General features: G+C 73.8%; 17 protein-coding genes. 9 read left to right on the forward strand and 8 right to left on the reverse strand.

The window, feature by feature from the left end:
- Window positions 1-2065, forward strand: a 2065-nt coding sequence (locus tag UXQ13_RS22850; RefSeq protein ID WP_336393036.1) for an SbcC/MukB-like Walker B domain-containing protein, incomplete at its 5' end; no start/stop codon positions are given.
- A 20-nt stretch (window positions 2066-2085) separates the two neighbouring features.
- Here the strand turns inward: UXQ13_RS22850 and UXQ13_RS22855 are convergent.
- Window positions 2086-2577, reverse strand: coding sequence for a GtrA family protein (locus tag UXQ13_RS22855; RefSeq protein ID WP_336393037.1), 492 nt, complete (start codon window positions 2575-2577; stop codon window positions 2086-2088).
- Window positions 2578-2673: 96 nt separating this feature from the next.
- On the opposite strand from UXQ13_RS22855, the gene UXQ13_RS22860 reads away from it, so the two are divergent.
- Window positions 2674-3378: an SGNH/GDSL hydrolase family protein gene (locus UXQ13_RS22860; RefSeq protein ID WP_336393038.1), complete on the forward strand. Its 705-nt coding sequence runs from the start codon at window positions 2674-2676 to the stop codon at window positions 3376-3378.
- Between the two features lie 4 nt (window positions 3379-3382).
- Here the strand turns inward: UXQ13_RS22860 and UXQ13_RS22865 are convergent, their stop codons facing one another.
- Entirely contained in the window at window positions 3383-5536 is a 2154-nt protein-coding gene (locus UXQ13_RS22865; RefSeq protein WP_336393039.1) for an acyltransferase family protein, read from the reverse strand.
- A gap of 229 nt (window positions 5537-5765) precedes the next feature.
- Here UXQ13_RS22865 and UXQ13_RS22870 point away from each other — a divergent pair, with 229 nt between their 5' ends.
- From UXQ13_RS22870 to UXQ13_RS22885, 4 genes are read left to right on the forward strand one after another with little or no spacing between them, the layout of a single operon-like run.
- Entirely contained in the window at window positions 5766-6974 is a 1209-nt protein-coding gene (locus UXQ13_RS22870; protein ID WP_336393040.1) for a 5-(carboxyamino)imidazole ribonucleotide synthase, read from the forward strand.
- A gap of 12 nt (window positions 6975-6986) precedes the next feature.
- Window positions 6987-7496 carry a 5-(carboxyamino)imidazole ribonucleotide mutase gene (gene purE, locus UXQ13_RS22875; protein ID WP_336393041.1) on the forward strand — a complete coding sequence of 170 codons (510 nt, stop codon included), beginning with the start codon at window positions 6987-6989 and terminating at the stop codon, window positions 7494-7496.
- A 20-nt stretch (window positions 7497-7516) separates the two neighbouring features.
- Window positions 7517-8674 (forward strand): acyl-CoA dehydrogenase family protein, encoded by a 1158-nt coding sequence (locus UXQ13_RS22880; protein WP_336393042.1) that lies wholly within the window; start codon window positions 7517-7519, stop codon window positions 8672-8674.
- A gap of 58 nt (window positions 8675-8732) precedes the next feature.
- Window positions 8733-9578, forward strand: a complete 846-nt coding sequence (locus UXQ13_RS22885) for a class I SAM-dependent methyltransferase (protein ID WP_336393043.1) — start codon at window positions 8733-8735, stop codon at window positions 9576-9578.
- A 45-nt stretch (window positions 9579-9623) separates the two neighbouring features.
- Here UXQ13_RS22885 and UXQ13_RS22890 read toward each other — a convergent pair whose 3' ends face one another.
- The 5 genes from UXQ13_RS22890 to UXQ13_RS22910 form a co-directional block, all read right to left on the reverse strand.
- Entirely contained in the window at window positions 9624-11492 is a 1869-nt protein-coding gene (locus UXQ13_RS22890) for a glycosyltransferase (RefSeq protein ID WP_336393044.1), read from the reverse strand.
- Between the two features lie 209 nt (window positions 11493-11701).
- Entirely contained in the window at window positions 11702-12373 is a 672-nt protein-coding gene (locus UXQ13_RS22895) for a CoA transferase subunit B (RefSeq protein WP_336393045.1), read from the reverse strand.
- Between the two features lies 1 nt (window position 12374).
- On the reverse strand, window positions 12375-13145 hold the full coding sequence (locus UXQ13_RS22900; RefSeq protein ID WP_336393046.1) for a CoA transferase subunit A: 771 nt from the start codon (window positions 13143-13145) through the stop codon (window positions 12375-12377).
- Window positions 13146-13179: 34 nt separating this feature from the next.
- Window positions 13180-13974 carry a TIGR03089 family protein gene (locus UXQ13_RS22905; RefSeq protein ID WP_336393047.1) on the reverse strand — a complete coding sequence of 265 codons (795 nt, stop codon included), beginning with the start codon at window positions 13972-13974 and terminating at the stop codon, window positions 13180-13182.
- On the reverse strand, window positions 13974-15509 hold the full coding sequence (locus UXQ13_RS22910) for an LCP family protein (protein WP_336393048.1): 1536 nt from the start codon (window positions 15507-15509) through the stop codon (window positions 13974-13976). Before UXQ13_RS22910 ends, UXQ13_RS22905 begins: the two co-directional genes overlap by 1 nt.
- Window positions 15510-15706: 197 nt before the next feature.
- Here UXQ13_RS22910 and wzm point away from each other — a divergent pair, with 197 nt between their 5' ends.
- The 3 genes from wzm to glfT1 are packed head-to-tail and all read left to right on the forward strand — an operon-like array spanning window position 15707 to window position 18203.
- On the forward strand, window positions 15707-16543 hold the full coding sequence (wzm, locus tag UXQ13_RS22915; RefSeq protein ID WP_336393049.1) for a galactan export ABC transporter permease subunit Wzm/RfbD: 837 nt from the start codon (window positions 15707-15709) through the stop codon (window positions 16541-16543).
- Between the two features lie 2 nt (window positions 16544-16545).
- The gene (gene wzt, locus UXQ13_RS22920) at window positions 16546-17307 is read left to right on the forward strand and encodes a galactan export ABC transporter ATP-binding subunit Wzt/RfbE (RefSeq protein WP_336393050.1); all 762 of its coding nucleotides are present in this window, start codon (window positions 16546-16548) and stop codon (window positions 17305-17307) included.
- Entirely contained in the window at window positions 17304-18203 is a 900-nt protein-coding gene (glfT1, locus tag UXQ13_RS22925; protein WP_336393051.1) for a galactofuranosyltransferase GlfT1, read from the forward strand. Before wzt ends, glfT1 begins: the two co-directional genes overlap by 4 nt.
- A 30-nt stretch (window positions 18204-18233) precedes the next feature.
- Here glfT1 and UXQ13_RS22930 read toward each other — a convergent pair whose 3' ends face one another.
- Window positions 18234-18371, reverse strand: a complete 138-nt coding sequence (locus tag UXQ13_RS22930) for an LGFP repeat-containing protein (protein WP_336393052.1) — start codon at window positions 18369-18371, stop codon at window positions 18234-18236.
- Between the last annotated feature and the right edge of the window lie 2 nt (window positions 18372-18373).

Raw genomic sequence — 18373 nt, forward strand, 5'->3', positions numbered from 1 at the left:
CGGGCTGCGCGCAGCCGCGCCGACGGTGACGGCCCTGCGGGCGCGGGTGGATGCCGGCCGCCGGGCCGAGGGTGTCCGCGAGGTGCTGGAGACCGCCGGCCGGTGCGCGGTTGCGGCCGAGGCAGCGGCCGGCGCCCTGACCGCCGCCTCCGCCGCCTGGGACCGGGTCTCCGCGGGCCGGCCCGCCGACGTCGCCCTGGCCCGGGCCCTGCGGGACGAGGCCGCCGTGGTCACCGAGCTGCGGGCCGACACCCGCCGGGCGGCACAGCTCGCGGAGCGGGTCGCCGACCTCGGCCGGCGCATCGCCGCGTTGCGGGTGCAGATCATCGAGGCCGAGGGGGCGGCGTCCCGGCGTCCTGCCCGGCTGGCTGAGCTCGAGCGCCAGGTCGCGCTGTGCGCCGAGGCAGCCGCGCAGCTCCCCGGGCTGGTCGCGGAGCAGGACCGCCAGTCCCAGCGGGTCCTGGCGGCGGTGGCCGCCCGGACGGTGGCCACCCGCATCGCGACGGCCGACGCGCGGGTCCTCGAGCTGCGCGAGTCGCTCGTGACTGCCCGGGAGCTGGTGGCAGACCTCCGCGCGGCCCGGTTGGACGGGATGGCGGCGGAGCTGGCGGCCGGTCTGCGACCGGGGGATGGGTGTCCCGTCTGCGGGTCCGCCGAGCACCCCCGCCCCGCCACCGCCGGCGGACCGGCCGTGACCGCGGACCGGGAGGACGCCGCCCGCTCCCGGGTGGAGCTGGTCGACGTCGAGCTCACGTCCGCCCAGGCCGAGCGGGCCGACCTCGGCGCCGAGCTGTCCGCGCTGCAGGCCGTGGCCGGTGAGCTGCCGGTCCACGAGCTGCAGGCTGCGGAGGCCGAGGCCCGCGCGGCTGTCGACGCGGCGAGCGGGCTGGCGAGGAGCGTGCCGACTGTCCAGCGGTCGTCGGACGTGTTCCTGGCCGACGCCGCCCGCGCCGACGAGCAGCTCGGCGCAGCCCGCACCGAGCTGTCGGCCCAGCAGGCAGAACGGGACTCGGTGGCCGAGAGCTGGGTGGAGCTGCGCGACCGGTTGGCCGCCGCGGTGGGCGAGGACGTCGACCTGCCGGCCCGCGGGCGTCGCCTCGTGGACGAGGCCCAGCGGTGCGAGGACCACATCGAGGCCGCGGCGGCCGACCGCCGGGCCCGTGCCGAGCTGGGGGCAGCCACGGCCCGCGCCGAGGAGCGCCTGTCTGCGGCAGGGTTCCCCGATCTCGGCACCGCGGCGGAGGCACTCCTCGAACCGGGTGAGGCGAGCAGGGCGGAGCAGCGGGTGGCCGGGCACGACCGGGCCACCGCCGTGGCCCGGGCCGTGCTCGCGGAACCGGAGTTGACCGACCTGGGGGAGCGACCCGACCTGGCTGCGGTCGAGCTGGTGCACCGCACCGCGGCGCAGCGGCGGGAGCTGGCCGTGGCCGAAGCCGGTGCCGCCGGCCGGTGCGTGGGCGAGCTGGACCGGCTGGCCGGCGAGCTCACCGCGGCCCAGGTCGAGCTCGACGAGCGCCGGGCGGTCGCCGACCACGTCGGATCCCTGGCCGACCTGGTCAACGGCCGGGGCAGCAACACCCTGCGGATGCGGCTGCAGTCCTTCGTGCTCGCCGCCCGCCTCGAGCAGGTCGCCGAGGTGGCCAGCATCCGGCTGCAGGACATGTCCGGTGGCCGGTACACCTTCCGGCACAGCGACGCCGCCGGCCGCAACGGCGCCCGCGGCGGGCTCGGCCTCGACGTGCTCGACGAGTACACCGGTCAGCAGCGGCCGACCAAGACGCTCTCGGGCGGCGAGAGCTTCATGGCGTCGCTGGCCCTGGCGCTCGGGCTGGCCGACGTGGTCACCGCGGAGTCCGGCGGCGTCCAGATCGACACCCTCTTCGTCGACGAGGGCTTCGGTTCCCTCGACCCGCAGGCCCTCGACGCGGTGATGAGCGTGCTCGACGAGCTCCGTAGGGGCGGCCGCACCGTCGGGGTGGTCAGCCACGTCGAGGAGCTGCGCACCCGGATCCCCAGCCGCATCGAGATCACCACCGGCCGGGACGGGTCCCGGCTGGCCGGCTGAGACCGCAGTCGACCCGCGGATCAGGCCGCGCGGTGCAGTGCTGCCGCGGCCCGGGCGCCGACCGCGGCCGGGTGGTCGTGGGCGACGAACACCCAGCGGCGGTAGCTCAGGAAGCGGACGACCGTGCCCACCGCGATGGAGGCGATGTTGGCCAGCTGCAGCACCAGAGCGCTGTCCTGGCCCAGCGGGTAGCGGACGACCGCGACGACGGCCAACGACAGCAGCAGCGTCGCGCCGTTGACCACCGCGAAGACCAGGTACTCCCGGCGCAGGCCGGTGCGGGCCCGGTGCGAGAAGGACCACTGCCGGTGCGCGACGTAGGCCACCGTCATCGACACCAGGGTGGACAGCAGCTTCGCGGTGACCGCGCCCCACCCGACGTGGGCGTACAGCAGCTGGAACAGGCCGAGGTCCAGCACGAAGCAGGCCGCCCCGACGACACCGAACGCGCTGAGCTCCTTGATGAGCAGGCGCCACGTGGTGTCCAGTCGACGGAGGACGGCAGCGCGCACGGCAGGACTGTACGCAGCCGACCTGGTCGCACCGGTGCGACGCGGCCGACCCCGCAGACCTCGGCGGGGGTCGGCGTCCCGGTGGATGATGGGGAGGTGGGGGAGCAGCGCGGCAGGATCCGTCGCACCTGGCGGCGGGCCGCCCCGGTGGTGTGCGTGCCGTTCCTGGCGGTGGCCCTGGCCGGCTGCACGGCCCCGTCCGACGTGCCCTCGGCCGGCGCCGGCAGCTCGACACCGGGCGAGCAGGGGACCAGCACGCGCCCGGCGCCGCGCCCGGTCACCTTCACCGTCGTCGGCGACTCGATCACCGCCGGACGGGTGCCCGACGGGGTCACCGTCGCCGACAGCGGGTCCTGGGTGCCGGCCGCCGCCGGCGGGTCCCTGCAGTTCGTCCCCGGCTGGGCGGTGTCCGGCGCGACCACCGAGGACATGCGCGCCGGGGTGGTCCCGGTCAGCGCCGACGTGGTCGTGATCATGGGTGGGACCAACGACCTGCAGAAGGTGTCCGCGGAGACCACGGCGGCCGACGTCCTCGCGATCGCGCAGACGGTCCGGGCCGGGCAGGTCGTGCTGGCCGCCATCCCGCCCAACGACACCGCCCCGACGCTGGCGACGGCGCTCAACCGCAGGCTGGGGCAACTGGCCGACCAGCAGGGGTGGGTCTTCGTCGACCCCTGGACCCCCGTCGCCGACCAGGGCCGCTACGTGCCGGGCGCGAGCGCGGACGGGGTGCACCCCACCGTCGAGGTGGCCGAGGGCGTAGGCCGACGGATCCGCGCCGAGCTCCTCGACCTGCCCTGAGGGGTCAGACCAGCCCGACGAGCAGCTGCTCCAGGGCCGGCGCCAGGCTGAGCGCGAACGTGTCGGTCAGGTGGTTGTCCCGGTAGACCAGCACGTTGCCCACGACCGCCGGGCAGGTCTCCTGGTTGCACAGGTGGTCGGTCAGGTCGATCACCTGGACCGCGCCGGACCGCTGGGCGGCGATCACCATCGGATCGGACTGCTGGTCCACGTCGGCCCGGGACATCGCGCAGTCCGGGCTGTCCGGACCGGCCCGCTCGACGCACTCGGGTCCGACCTGGTCCGGGGTGGGCACGTCGCGCACCACCACGATGCGGATGCCCGCCTCCAGCAGGGGCCCCCACAGCCGCAGGTAGCCGTCGACCAGGTCGGACTCCGACGTCCATCCCCACCCGAGGGCGGAGGCGTAGGCCTCCGGTCGCATCGCGGTGGTGACCACGACCTGCGGGTGGCTCTCGACGAGTCGCTGGACGGACACCTCGTTGGCCGCGGCGCAGTCCGAGTCCGGCTGACCGCCGATGAGGATGGGTGCGGCCATGAAAGGGCAGCCGTTGCGCACCATCGTCTGCAGCCGCCAGCCCTGGTCCTCGGCGACGGCCGTCAGGGGGGTGGTGAGTTGGCCCGCGTGGCTGTCCCCGGCGAGCACGACGGTCAGCGGGGAGCCGAGGTCGCCGTACAGGCACTGGTCGGGGTCCATCTGGCGCGGGTCGAAGGCCACGCAGCCCTCGTGCATGTACGGGGTGTCCTGGGCGGCCACCGTCGGGTCGGGGATGACCGGTACGCCGGTCGCCGCGGGCAGCTCGTCGGGCAGCACCCCGGCCCCGCCGGGGTGGTCGGCATCCAGCCGCTGGTCGCCCAGGTCGCTGGTCCGCTGCTGGACGTAGAGCCAGGGGCCCACGCCGGCGGCCAGGCTCACCACGGTGAGGACCGCCGCCAGCCGGAACGCCCCGCGGTTGCCGGCCGGCCGTCCCGCGCGTCGGGGGCGGGGGTGCCGGAACGGTGTCTCCACGAAGCGCGTGCTGAGGTCGGCCAGGGCGACGGCCGCAACGAGCAGGACGACGCACTCCTCCTTGGTCGGCCCACGGCCCACCCAGAAGGTCCAGAACACGATGACCGGCCAGTGCCACAGGTACAGCGAGTAGGAGATGTCGCCGAAGTAGCCGAACAGACGGGAACCGAGCAGCCGCTGCGCCGACCCGGTACGGGCAGCGGCGCCGTCCGGTTGCCCGCTCAGGAGCACCAGCACCGTGCCGAGGACCGGGGCCAGGGCGATCCAGCCAGGGAAGGCCATCGTGGTGTCGAAGGTGACCGCCGCGCCCGCGATCGCCGCCAGGCCGACCCAGCTGGCGAGCGCGCGCACCGGCCGCGCCACCCGCAGTCGGTCGCCCAGCAGTGCCAGCAGCCCGCCGGCGGCCAGCTCCCACATGCGCGTCGTGGTGGCGAAGTAGGCGACGTCGTGGTCGGTCACGGTGAACGTGACCGAGTGGGCGAGGGAGACGACGGCCAGGACGGCGACGACGGCCACGACGCTGCCCCGACGGGAGCGGTGCAGGCGGACGCTGAGCCAGCAGGCGACGAGGAGGAGGAGCGGGGCGAGCAGGTAGAACTGCTCCTCGACCGCCAGGGACCAGAAGTGCTGCACCGGGGAGACCGCGCCGGTCGCCGCCGAGTAGCCGTCGGTGGCCGCCTGCCACCAGTTCTGCACCTGCAGCACCGAGGCCAGGACGCCCTCGGCGGTCCCCTGCCACCGGCTCACCGGCATGACCAGCACGGTGGCGACCACCACCACGACCAGCACGACGGTCGAGGCGGGCAGCAGGCGGCGCACCCGGCGGGCGTAGAAGTCGCGCAGCGACACCGTCCCGGTGCGCACCGCTTCGCGGCCCAGCGAGCCGACGATCAGGAACCCGGAGATGACGAAGAAGACGTCGACCCCGACGAAGCCGCCGGTCAGCACGTCCGGTCGCAGGTGGTACAGCACGACGAGCCCGACGGCGACCGCCCGCAGTCCCTGGATGTCCAGCCGTGCACCGGGCCGCGGGGGGACCGGCGGGACGTCGTCCTCCTCCGCGGGCCGGTGGGCCCCCGTCCCGGGGACGGGGATCCGCACCGCGGGCATGCGCTGCGTCGGCGGCGCGGTGACGGCGGAGTCGGACACGCGCGGGGCTCCCCATCGTTCGGTGGTCGGGCGAGCGGTCGCGGGGCGCGCTCTGACCTCGACGTCCACCCGTGCCTGCCCGGTGTGCTGGCACCGGAGGATAACCAGCGGGGTCCACCCGACGGGTGGACCGGACCGTCCCGTCCCGGCGGGTCGGACCCGCCGGTCACCGGTGTCCCAGCGGCCCCACGACGCACCCGCCCCCGCCTTCACTAGCATCGGCGCCGAGATGACCGCCTCCCTGGACCCGCGCACCGGCCTGCCCGTCGTCGCCATGGTCGGAGGTGGACAGCTGTCGCGGATGACCCACCAGGCCGCGATCGCCCTCGGTCAGTCGCTGCGGGTGCTCGCCGCCGACCCGGCGGAGTCCGCCGCCCTGGTCGCGGCCGACGTGCAGCTGGGCGACCACCGCGACCTCGCCGACCTGCGTCGGCTCGCTGAGGGCGCCACGGTCGTCACCTTCGACCACGAGCACGTGCCGACCGAGCACCTGCGTGCCCTGGAGGCGGACGGGACGCGGGTCGCGCCGGGCCCGGCCGCCCTCGTGCACGCCCAGGACAAGCTGGTGCTGCGCCGCGCGCTGGCCGACGCGGGGGAGCCGCAGCCGGCCTGGGCCGAGGTGTCCACGGTGCCCGCCGTCGCCGCCTTCGCCGACGAGGTGGGCTGGCCGGTGGTCCTCAAGACCCCGCGGGGCGGGTACGACGGCAAGGGCGTCTTCGTGGTCCACGGCCCCGACCAGGTGGCCGAGCTGCTCGAGCAGCACGGCACGCTGCTGGCCGAGGAGCGGGTGCCGATGCTCCGCGAGCTCTCCGCGCAGGTCGCCCGCTCGCCGTTCGGGCAGGTCGCCGTCTGGCCGGTGGTGGAGACCGTCCAGCGGGACGGGGTGTGCAACGAGGTCTACGCGCCCGCGCCGGGGCTGGGCGAGGAGCTGGCCACCGCGGCCCAGGAGCTCGCCGTGCGGATCGCCGACCGGCTCGGTGTGGTCGGCATGCTCGCCGTCGAGCTGTTCGAGACCGCTGACGGCGTCCTGGTCAACGAGCTGGCGATGCGGCCGCACAACTCCGGCCACTGGTCCATCGACGGGGCGGTGACCAGCCAGTTCGAGCAGCACCTGCGGGCAGTGCTGGACTACCCGCTCGGGTCGACCGCGATGACCGCGCCCGTGGTCGTCATGGCCAACGTGCTCGGCGGCGACGCCGCGGCCGAGGACTGGTCCGGGCCCGGCCTGGACGAGCGCATCCACCACTGCATGGCGCACTGGCCCGACGTCAAGCTGCACTGGTACGGCAAGGGGCAGCGCCGGGGCCGGAAGCTGGGTCACGTGACGGCGCTGGGCACCGATCTCGCCGAGGTGCGCGCCCGGGCCGTGGCGGCGGCCCGCTACTTGGCCGACGGCGTCGTGGACCCGGCGTTCGCCTTCGACGACGACGAGCACTGAGGAGCACCCGTCATGATCACCCCCGTCGTCGGCATCGTCATGGGCAGCGACTCCGACTGGCCCACCATGGAGCCGGCGGCCACGGCCCTGGACGAGTTCGGGATCGGCTGGCAGGCCCATGTCCTCTCCGCCCACCGCACCCCGCGCCGGATGCTCGAGTGGGCCGAGGGTGCCGCGGGTCGAGGACTGCGGGTGGTGGTCGCCGGGGCCGGGGGAGCAGCACACCTGCCCGGGATGATCGCCGCGGCCACCCCGCTGCCGGTCATCGGCGTGCCCCGGGCGCTGGGCCAGCTCGACGGCATGGACAGCCTGCTGTCGATCGTGCAGATGCCGGCCGGCGTCCCCGTGGCGACGGTGTCCATCGGCGGTGGTCGCAACGCCGGCCTGCTCGCCGTCCGGATCCTGGCGGCCTCCGACGACGCGCTGCGGGCCCGGGTCGAGCAGTTCCAGACGGACCTGGCGGAGTCCGTGGTCGCCCGCGACGCGCAGCTGCAGCAGCGGTTGGCTTCCCCCGCGGAGTGACGGCGGCCTAACCTGTACCGGTGGGTAACAACGCCGGCGGGCTGTACGCGCTGACCGAGGAGCACCAGGCGATCCGCGAGGCGGTGCGGGACATCGCCGAGCGCGAGATCGCCCCCTGGGCGGCCGAGTGCGACGCCGAGTCCCGGTACCCGATCGAGGCGCAGAAGGCGCTGACGGCGGCGGGCTTCCACGCCACCCACATCGAGGAGCAGTACGGCGGCGAGGGTGCCGACGCGATCGCGACCTGCATCGTGATCGAGGAGGTCGCCCGGGTCGACGTCAGCGCCTCGCTGATCCCCGCGGTGAACAAGCTGGGCTCGGTCCCGGTGATCCTCTCGGCGTCCGAGGAGCTCAAGCAGAAGGTGCTGCCGTCGATCGCCGCCGGCGACGCGATGATCAGCTACGGCCTGTCCGAGCGCGAGGCGGGATCCGACGCCGCGGCGATGAAGACCCGGGCCCGGCTCGAGGGCGACTCCTGGGTGCTCAACGGCGCCAAGGCGTGGATCACCAACGCCGGGATCAGCGAGTGGTACACGGTCATGGCCGTCACCGACCCGGAGAAGGGTGCCAACGGCATCTCCGCGTTCGTGGTGCACCGCGACGACCCCGGCTTCGAGGTGGGCGCCAAGGAGCGCAAGATGGGGATCAAGGGCTCGCCCACCTGCGAGCTGCACTTCACCGACTGCACCATCCCGGCCGACCGGATCGTCGGCGAGCCCGGCACCGGCTTCAAGACCGCGCTCAAGACGCTGGACTTCACCCGGCCCACCATCGGTGCGCAGGCCGTGGGCGTCGCGCAGGGCGCCCTGGACGCAGCGATCGCCTACACCAAGGATCGCAAGCAGTTCGGCAAGAGCACCTCGGACTTCCAGGGCGTGCAGTTCATGCTCGCCGACATGGCCATGAAGATCGAGGCCGCCCGGCACCTGGTCTACGTCGCCGCCGCCCGCGGGGAGACCGGCGGGCCGGACCTCACCATGGTGTCCGCGTCGTCCAAGGCGTTCGCCTCCGACGTGGCGATGCAGGTGACCACCGACGCCGTCCAGCTGTTCGGGGGCGCCGGGTACACCCAGGACTTCCCGGTCGAGCGGATGATGCGCGACGCCAAGATCACCCAGATCTACGAGGGCACCAACCAGATCCAGCGGATGGTCATCGCGCGCAACCTGCTGCGGTGATCGATCCCGCGCCGTGCGTCGGGTACCGCGGGGGCCGGTCGACTGGCAGGCTGCACCGGTGTTGAGAACAGTGCGCGAGCGGGTTCGCGAGAAGCTGGGCCGGGCCCTCCAGGAGTACGTGGTCACCGAGATCCAGCGGGAGGGTCGTGACCAGCGCGCTGTGCTCGAGGCCCTGCGGGCCGACGTCGAGCGGCTGACCGCCGAGCAGCGCTCCGGCACCGAGCGCTCCGAGGCCGCGATGCGGGCGTGGGAGCGTCGCCAGCGCCGTGACGTGATCACCGCGCTGGAGCGCCGGACGGCCGAGACGACGGCGACCTTCGTGCACGAGCAGATGGAGCGGGCCACCCCGCACTTCGCCAAGGACGAGACGATGGCGGCTGCGCTGGCGGCCGTCGACGTCACGGGTCTCTACCTCGAGTTCGGCGTCGCCAGCGGCGGCACCCTGCGCCAGATCGCGTCGACCGCCCCGGCGGGTGCGGTCTTCGGCTTCGACTCCTTCGAGGGCCTGCCGGAGAAGTGGCGTGCCGGGTTCGAGGTGGGCGCCTTCGCGATGGAGGCGCTGCCCGAAGTGGAGGGCGCCGAGCTCGTGGTCGGCTGGTTCGACCAGACCCTGCCGGCGTTCCTCGCGGCGCACCCGGAGCCCGTGGCCTTCCTGCACCTGGACGCCGACCTGTACTCCTCCACGGTGACGGTGCTGGAGGCGCTTCAGGACCGGCTGCAGGTGGGCACGGTCGTGATGTTCGACGAGTACTTCAACTACCCCGGGTGGGAGGAGCACGAGCACCGGGCGTGGGTCGAGTTCGTCGACCGGGCCGGCGTGCAGTTCGAGTACCTGGGCTTCACCGCCGACGACGAGCAGCTCAGCCTCCGGATCACCGCCCTCGGGGGCACGGACCAGGGGTGAGCGGTGCCGCGGGGCGGGGGGCGCACCCCCGCTCCGCGGCGCCGGTCACAACCCGTAGAGCCGGGCCCAGTTCTCGCGGCTGGTGAGCTGGGGGACGGCGGCGCGGTACTCCTCGCGCAGCGCGGCGGCCCGGCGGACGAGCTGCCAGCAGGCGCGGGCACCACGGCGGGTCAGCTCCTTGGCCGCCTCCGGGTCCCGGCGACGCACCCGCACCCCCTCCTGCGACGCGTCGGTGACGACGGCGGTCTCGTACCGGGCGACGTGGTACCAGCTGGCCTCGGCGGCCCGGATGCCCACCGCGTGCGGCACGGTCCGGCCGCGGGCCTGGTCCAGCACGCGCTTGGCGAGCACCAGGCGCTTGAGCCGCGGCGGCGGCGCGGCGGAGGAGATGCTGATGTCGGCGGCCCGCAGGCCGGGCACCTCCGCGGCCGGGTGCCGGACCGTCTCGCCGTAGGCGGCGCGCTCCCGGCGGATCTCCGCGGCAGCGGCCACGCCGCCGTCGGCGAGCACGCTCGGGCCCTGCAGGAAGTCCTCGACGGCCTTGATCAAGGTGTGCGCGAGGCCGTACTGCATGGACACCAGGTAGCGACCCAGCTGCGCGGCCAGACCGCGGGCCACCTGCCGGCCGTCGAAGTCGCTGTGCAGGGCGGCGGTGATCATCGCGTTGCGCAGGTTGAAGTACCGGTGCCAGTCGTCCCAGTCCTTCCAGCCGAAGTCGGCGTGCCACACACCGGCGCCGGGGAGGGTGATGGTGGCGATGCCGGCGGCCCGGGCCCGGAAGCCGTACTCGATGTCGTCCCACTGGAAGAACATGGGCAGCGGCAGGCCCAGCTGGGCCACGGCCTCGGCCGGGATCAGGCAGGACCACCAGCCGTTGTACCCGGCGTCGACGCGGACGTCCTGCTGCTCCTCGACGACGTTCTCGGCCGTCAGGGCCAGCGGAGCGGCGATGCCGGCGGCCAGCAGCGGCAGGTCGGCGGTCTCGGCCCCGACGTGGAGCTGGTCGGGGTGCAGCAGGTAGAGCATCTGGGCGCCGACGATGGCCGGCTCCACGGTGCTGTTGGCCAGGGCGTTCAGCCGGACGACGGTCTCGGGCTCGCAGAGGACGTCGTCGTCCATGAAGATCACGTTCGCGTGCTCGGTGCCGGCCACCCCGGTCACCTCGAACAGCCCGCGGGTGAACCCGCCGGCGCCGCCCAGGTTGGGCTGGCGGACGTAGACCAGCCGGTCGCCCAGGGTCTGCGCGACGGCGGCGAACTGCGGCCGGGACTCCACGGTGTCGGTGCCCTGGTCGACCACGTAGACGGCGTCGGCGGTCTGCAGGGAGGCCGGGTCCTCGGCGATGGCGGTCAGCGTGGCCACGCAGTCGTCGGCCCGGTTGTAGGTGCAGATGACGACCGCGACGGGCCGCAGCCTCTCCGGCGGTGCGACCGACCACTCGAGGTCGGCCACCTCGAGCTCGGCGCCCGCGGTCTCGAACTCCAGCCACAGCGCGCCGCCGTCGAGGAACCGGTCGATGCGACCGGTCAGGCGCACGGTCCCGTCCCCGTCGACGTCGTGGGTCGCGACCGTGCGGGCCTCGCCCTCGAGGTCGCTCGCCTCCAGCCGGATCCGGCCGGCGCCGGCCACGCGCGCGGTGACCACGACCTCGGTGCGTGTGGTCCAGCGCTGCCAGTAGCTCGCCGGGAAGCGCCCGAAGTAGGTGTTGGTGGTCAGGTGGGAATCGCGCTCGACGCGCAGGTGGGTCCGCGTGCGGTGCGCCCGGCCGGTCTCGGCGCGCACGTACATGTCGTCGGAGACGAGGGGGGAGGGTCCGCCGAACAGGCCGCGCTGGGCGACCAGCCGGTCGGGCGCGTCGTGCTCGACGAGCGCCTCCCGCACCGCGTCCGAGGTGGCAGGTGCGGTGTCGACCATGTGCTGAGTCCTCCGGGAGCCAGGGGTAGTCACCCCGTGGTGCGTTGACGACGTCGGGCGGGCCCGCCGGGGTGGTGTTCCCCGGGTGCGGCACCGGTGTGCGCGTGCCGGTCGCGGCGGGCTGGCCCCGGGCGGGGCCGGACCGGTCGGTCGACCGAGGCTACCAAGACCTGGCCGTCGGGGGCGCCCGCCCGCGGGTCGGCCGCCGCTCAGGCGGCGCCCGCCAGGGCCATCTCCCGGACGTCGGGGGCGACCTGCAGCGCCGCGCCGGTGGCGGCCACCACGTCCTCGACGGCGACGCCCGGGGCGGTCTCGCGGAGCACGAAGCCCTGGCCGTCGACGACGTCCACCACGGCGAGGTCGGTGATGATGCGGTCGACGCAGCCCTTGCCGGTCAGCGGCAGGGTGCACTCCTGGACCAGCTTCGGCGACCCGTCGCGGGCGACGTGCTCCATCATGAGGATGACCCGACGGGCGCCGTGGACGAGGTCCATCGCGCCACCCATGCCGTTGACCATCTTGCCGGGGATGAGCCAGTTGGCCAGGTCGCCGCGGGGGTTGACCTGCATGGCGCCGAGGACGGCGACGTCGATGTGCTTGCCGCGGATCATGCCGAAGGACAGGGCGGAGTCGAAGAAGCTCGCGCCGGGCTGCAGCGTGACGGTCTCCTTGCCGGCGTTGATCAGGTCGGGGTCCTCGTCGCCCTCGAAGGGGTAGGGACCGACGCCGAGGACGCCGTTCTCGGACTGCAGCACCACGTGCACGCCGTCGGGGATGAAGTTGGGCACCAGGGTGGGCATGCCGATGCCGAGGTTGACGTAGGACCCGTCCGCCAGGTCCAGGGCGACGCGGGCGGCGAGCTGGTCACGGGTGAGGGCCACGTCAGTTCTCCTGTCCGGGGGCGGTGCGCGGGCGGGTGGTGCGCTTCTCGATGTCCTTGCCCTCGGGGCCGACCTCGACCACCCGCTGCACGAAGACCCCGGGCAGGTGGATGGACCCCGGCGGGATCTCGCCGGGTTCGACCAGCTCCTCCACCTCGGCGATGGTCACCTTCCCCGCCATCCCGGCGAGGGGGTTGAAGTTCTGGGCGGAGGAGTGGAAGACGAGGTTGCCGTGCCGGTCGCCGACCGCGGCGCGGACCAGCCCGAAGTCGGCGGTGAGCGCGGTCTCCAGCACGTACTGGACGCCGTCGAACTCCCGGATCTCCTTGGGCCTCGACGTCTCGACGACGTTCCCGTCGGCGTCGTAGCGGACCGGGATGCCGCCGTCGGCGACCATCGTGCCCACCCCGGTCGGGGTGTAGAAGGCGGGTATGCCGCAGCCGCCGGCGCGCAGCCGCTCGGCCAGGGTGCCCTGCGGGGTCAGCTCCACGTCCAGCTGGCCGGACAGGTACAGCCGGGCCAGCTCCTTGTTCCCCCCGACGAACGAGGAGATCGTGCGGGTGATCCGTCCGGCGTAGAGCAGCACGCCCAGGGCGGCGTCGTCGACCCCGCAGTTGTTGCTGATCGTGGTCAGCTGGTCCGCGCCCTGCTCGAGCAGGGCGTCGATCAGTTTGATCGGCACCCCGCAGAGCCCGAACCCGCCCACGGCCAACGACGAGCCGGAGCCGATGTCGGCCACCGCCTCGGCAGCACTGGCGACGACCTTGTCCATGCAGCGACCACCATCCATCGAGTGGCTGGGCGGTTCAGCTCGCGGCGGGGCGGCCCAGCTCGCGGATCCCGTCGAGCCCGAGGCCGAGGGTAGCGGTGACCCCCTCGGTCTCCGCCCGGTGCTGCAACTGGGTGGAAACCGGGTTGCGGCAGAGCACGATCGAGGCGCCCGCGGCGAGCGGGGCCAGCAACCAGGCCACCGGTCCCGCCTCGGTGGCGGTGCGCTCGTCGACCAGCACCCGGTCGCCGGGGACCATCCCGAGCCGGTCGGCGAGCGCGACGGCTGCGTCGACCAGGCCGCCGAGGGTCAGCTCGAGGCCGGCCACGACGAGACCGGGGGCCGCGGCGTCCGGCTGCACGTAGGGCGCGAAGTGGTCACCGTGTGCGCGGACCTCGAGGGCGAAGTCCCGGGCCTCCCCGGCGTACCCGGTCATGCCCAGGCCGAGCGGGTGCAGCGACAACCCGATGAGCTCGGCGACCCCCTGCTCCTCGATCGCGGCCAGCCGGCCCTGCTCGGCGAGCACCAGGTCCACCTCGGCCAGGTGACCGTCGTCCTCCGCCGCGGTGTCGACGACGGCTGCCCCGCACGACCACACGGCCAGGAGCACGGCGGCGGTCTGCCAGTGCACCGGCAGGGCGGGGGCGACCCGGCTGCCGGGGCCGACGTCGAACTCGTCCTGCAGCAGGTTGGCGGTCTTGGCCACCCAGTTCGCCGTGGTGGCACCGGACAGCTCGACCCGCTCGCCGGTCGCGTCGTCGTAGTGGGTGATCAGCGGTGCAGCGCCGTCCCGGCGGACGACCGCGGCGAGCAGGTCGGCGGGCACGGCCATCAGTTGATGCAGCTCGTGTCGGCGGCGGTCCGGGCGTCCTCGCCCGCGACGGCTGGGGTCGAGGGCGGGGCCTCGACCGCCTGGCCCACACCGGCGAAGTCCGACCCCAGCACCAGCTGGAGCGTGCCGGGCGCGGCGTCGTCGCTCTGCGCGGTGCTCGCGCCGGGGATGGCGGCGGCCAGCGTGTTGGCCAGCGCCGCGTCGCCCTCGGCATAGCGGATCTCGGTCAGCGTGTACGCGTTGCTGTCGGCGTTGCCCGTGCTGCCGACGACGAACCCGGCGGCGGCGAGCTGGTCGGCGGTGCTCGCGGCCAGGCCGGCGGTGCCGGAGCCGTTGAAGACGGCGACGGCGACGTCTGCGGGGGCCACCGTCTCCGGGGCCGCGGGGGTCTCCGGGGTCGCCGGGTCGGGGTCGGCGGACAGCTGGGCGAAGAAGGCGCGCAGGGTGTCGGCATCCTGCAGCTGCAGGATGTAGCGGCCCTGGTCGTCCTCGCTGTCCCCGACGTAGGGGATGGTCTGGAAGTCGATGCTGCCCGCGGTGATGGACTGCATCTGCGCCGCGAGGTCGAACAGGTTCAGACCGTTGTCCACGGTGAGGGCGTCGCCCGCGGCGTCGGCGAGGTCGCGCTGCTTGCCGAGGTCGAGCAGCACGTTCTCGCTGAGGATGTTGCGCAGCACCCCGGCGATGTAGACCTGCTGCCGGATGATCCGGTCGAAGTCCCCGCGCGGCAGTCCGTGCCGCTGGCGCACGAACTTCAGCGCGTCGGCGCCGCTGATCGTCTGCACCCCGGCCGGGAAGACCGCGCCGGAGTAGAAGGAGTCGTCGACGGCCTGGCACAGGTTGACCTCGACGCCGCCCACGATGTTGCTCAGCTCGAAGAAGCCGAGCAGGTCCACCTCGGCGTAGTGGTCGATGCGCAGGCCGCTGAGCTGGCTGATGGTCTGCACCAGCAACTGGGCTCCGGCGCTCTGGCGCTGGGCGTCGGTCGCGCCCTCCGGGGCGTCCTGCATGCCGTAGGCGTACGCGGCGTTCAGCTTGTCCTCGCCGTGGCCGGGGATGCTCACGTAGCTGTCCCGGGGGAAGCTGACGAACGACGCCTTGGCGCCGTTGGCCGGCAGGTGGACCAGGATCATCGTGTCGGTGTTGACGCCGGAGTCCTCACCGGCGTTCAGGTCGGTCAACTGCTGGTCGGTGAGGTTCACCCGGCTGTCGTTGCCGACCAGCAGCAGGTTCATGGCCTCGCCGGCGCCGGCGGTGTCCTCGTTGCCGTCGCTCGGGATGGCGTCGGTGCGGTTCACGGCGGCCTCGGCCACCCGGCCGAGGTACCAGCCCCAGCCGCTGCCGGCGACGAGGAGCACGGACAGCACCCCGGCCACCACCCGGGCCAGGACGACGGCCCGGCGGGAGCCGCCCGCGGCAGACCGCCGGCCGGGGACCCGCTCGTCGGGGCGGGACGCGGACGCCCGACCGGCCCGTGGGTCCAGCCGTGGGGGCAGCGGCCGCGCAGGGGGCTCCTGCTGGTCGTCTCGGGTCATGGTGGGGTCCTCGCCTCGAGGTCTGGCGTCCGCCCGGCGCACCCGTGCGACCCGGGCTCCGGTGGGGCGGGGGCCGATCCTACGTCGCCGGCGAGGTGCGGACCGGTCCACCACGCCCGGGCACCGGCTCCGGAGGGAGGCGTGTCGGGCAGCCCGGACGACCGGCCCCGGACCTACCCGCAGGTAGCGTGCTGCCCATGACGCCAAGCGCGGTGACCGCCAGTCGGAGCTGGCAACGGACGACCGCGGACCTCCGGGACGGCTGGCGGCAGCGGCAGCTGTGGGGCCACCTGGGCTGGCAGGACATCAGGCAGCGGTACCGGCGGTCGGTGCTGGGACCGATCTGGATCTCGATCACGATGGCCGTCACGGCCGTGGCCCTGGGCATCCTGTACGCCGGGCTGTTCGGCAACGACCTGGGCGTTCAGCTGCCCTACATCCTGGTCGGCTTCATCATCTGGAACTTCATCAGCGGCTGCCTCGCCGAGGGGTCGGAGGTGTTCACCTCCAACGTGGGGCTCATCACCCACCTGCCGGCCCCGCTGAGCGTGCACGTCTACCGGCTGGTGTGGCGGCAGGCCCTGTTCTTCGCGCACAACCTCGTGGTCTACGTGGTGATGCTGGTCATCTTCCCGCAGCCGCTGGGCTGGGGATCGCTGATGGCCATCCCCGCCTTCGCCCTGCTGGTGGTCAACGGCACCTGGGTGGCCCTGCTGCTCGGCATCGCCACCACCCGGTTCCGGGACCTGCTGCCCATCACCCAGTCGATCGTGCAGCTGGCGTTCTTCCTGACCCCCATCGTCTGGATCTACGAGGACCTGCTCAACAGCACCAACCCGGCGATCGCGGAGCGGGCCCGCATCGCCGAGCTCAACCCGTTCCTGCACTTCGTCGAGATCCTGCGGCGACCCCTGCTCGGGCAGTCCTTCGAGCTGCGCAACTGGGTCGTCGTCCTGGCCATCACGGTCGTCGGCTGGCTGGTGACCCTGGTCGCCCTCCGCCGCTACCGTGCCCGAATCGCTTACTGGGTGTGACCGTGACCGGAACGACCACCGCCGTCGGCATCGAGACGCAGGACGCCTGCGTCGACTTCCCCATCTTCGACGCCAAGAGCCGATCGCTGAAGAAGACCGTCATGGGCATGGTCGGCGGCACCATCGAGAGCGGCAGCCGGGTGCCCATCATCGAGGCGCTGCGGGACATCAACCTCACCCTCGAGCACGGGGCACGGGTGGGGCTGGTCGGTCACAACGGGGCGGGCAAGTCCACGCTGCTCCGCCTGCTGTCGGGCATCTACGAGCCCACCCGGGGGACCGCCACCATCCGCGGCCGGGTCGCGCCCATCTTCGACCTCGGGGTCGGCATGGACCCGGAGATCTCGGGCCTGGAGAACATCGTCGTCCGCGGGCTCTTCCTGGGGATGACCCGCAAGCAGATGGAGTCCCGGGTCGACGACATCGCCGAGTTCACCGAGCTGGGCGACTTCCTGCGGATGCCGCTGCGCACCTACTCCACCGGCATGCGCGTGCGCCTGGCGCTGGGTGTCGTCACCAGCATCGACCCGGAGATCCTGCTGCTGGACGAGGGCATAGGGGCCGTGGACGCCGCGTTCCTGGAGAAGTCCAAGCGCCGCCTGTCCGCCCTGGTGGACCGGGCCGGCCTGCTCGTCTTCGCCTCGCACTCCGACGAGTTCCTCCGTGAGCTCTGCGACACCGCCATCTGGATGGAGCACGGCACGATCCGCGAGCAGGGCCCGCTGGAGTCCGTCCTGGCGTCCTACCGGGACGCGCGCCGGTGAGCGCAGCCGGCGAGCTCGTCGTCGTCGTGGTGGTCACCCGGCACCGGCGGGAGCTGCTGGCCGAGAGCCTGCGTGTCATCGCGGCGCAGAGCCGCCCGGTCGACCACGTCGTCGTCGTGGACAACGGGCCCGACGAGGACGCCGAGGCGGTGGTCCGGGCAGCCGGGCTGCCGGTCACCTACCTGCTCAGCCAGCGCAACCTGGGTGGTGCGGGGGGCTTCGCCCTGGGCATGCTGACCGCGCTGAGCCTGGGGGCGGACTGGGTCTGGTGCGCCGACGACGACGGGCGCCCGGCCGACGAGTCCGTGCTCGCCACCTTGCTGGCGGCCGCGCACCGGTACGACCTGGCCGAGGTCAGCCCGCTGGTCGCCGACGCCGCCGACCCGGCCCGCCTGGCCTTCCCCCTCCGGCGGGGCCTGCGCTGGCGGCGCTCCCGCAGCGACTTCGCCGACGTCCCGCTGCTGCGCGGGTACGCGTCGCTGTTCAACGGGGCACTGTTCCGGGCCGCGGCCATCGAGGCCATCGGCGTCCCGGACCTGCGGTTCTTCTTCCGGGGTGACGAGACCGAGGTGCACCGCCGCCTGGTCCGCTCCGGGTTGGCGTTCGGCACGGCCACCGACGCGGTCTACCTCCACCCGGAGGGCACGACGGAGTTCCAGCCCATCCTGGCCGGGCGGCTCTCCGCGCAGCACCCCGCGGACGACACCAAGCGCTTCTTCACCTACCGCAACCGCGGCTACCTGATGGCCCAACCCGGGATGCGGTGGCTGCTGCCCCTGGAGTTCGTGCGCTTCAGCTGGCTGTTCCTGGTGACCCGCCGGGACGTCGAGGGCTGGCGGGCCTGGCTGCGGTTGACCCGGGCCGGCCGCCGGGAACGCTTCACCCGCCCGGGCTGAGCGACCGGCCCGGGCCGCCGCGGCACCGCGTCAGGCCCTCCGCACGGCTCCCGTGGCGGAGTCCCACACCAGGGTGCCGCCCTGGAAGTCCTGGGCGATCCCGCCGGTGACCGGTCGGGCGTCGCCGGTGGGGTAGCCCAGGGGGCCGACCTCGTAGCCCTGGGCGATCC

It is taken from the genome of Klenkia terrae (genome assembly GCF_037083865.1).
Taxonomy (GTDB): Bacteria; Actinomycetota; Actinomycetes; order Mycobacteriales; family Geodermatophilaceae; genus Klenkia; species Klenkia terrae.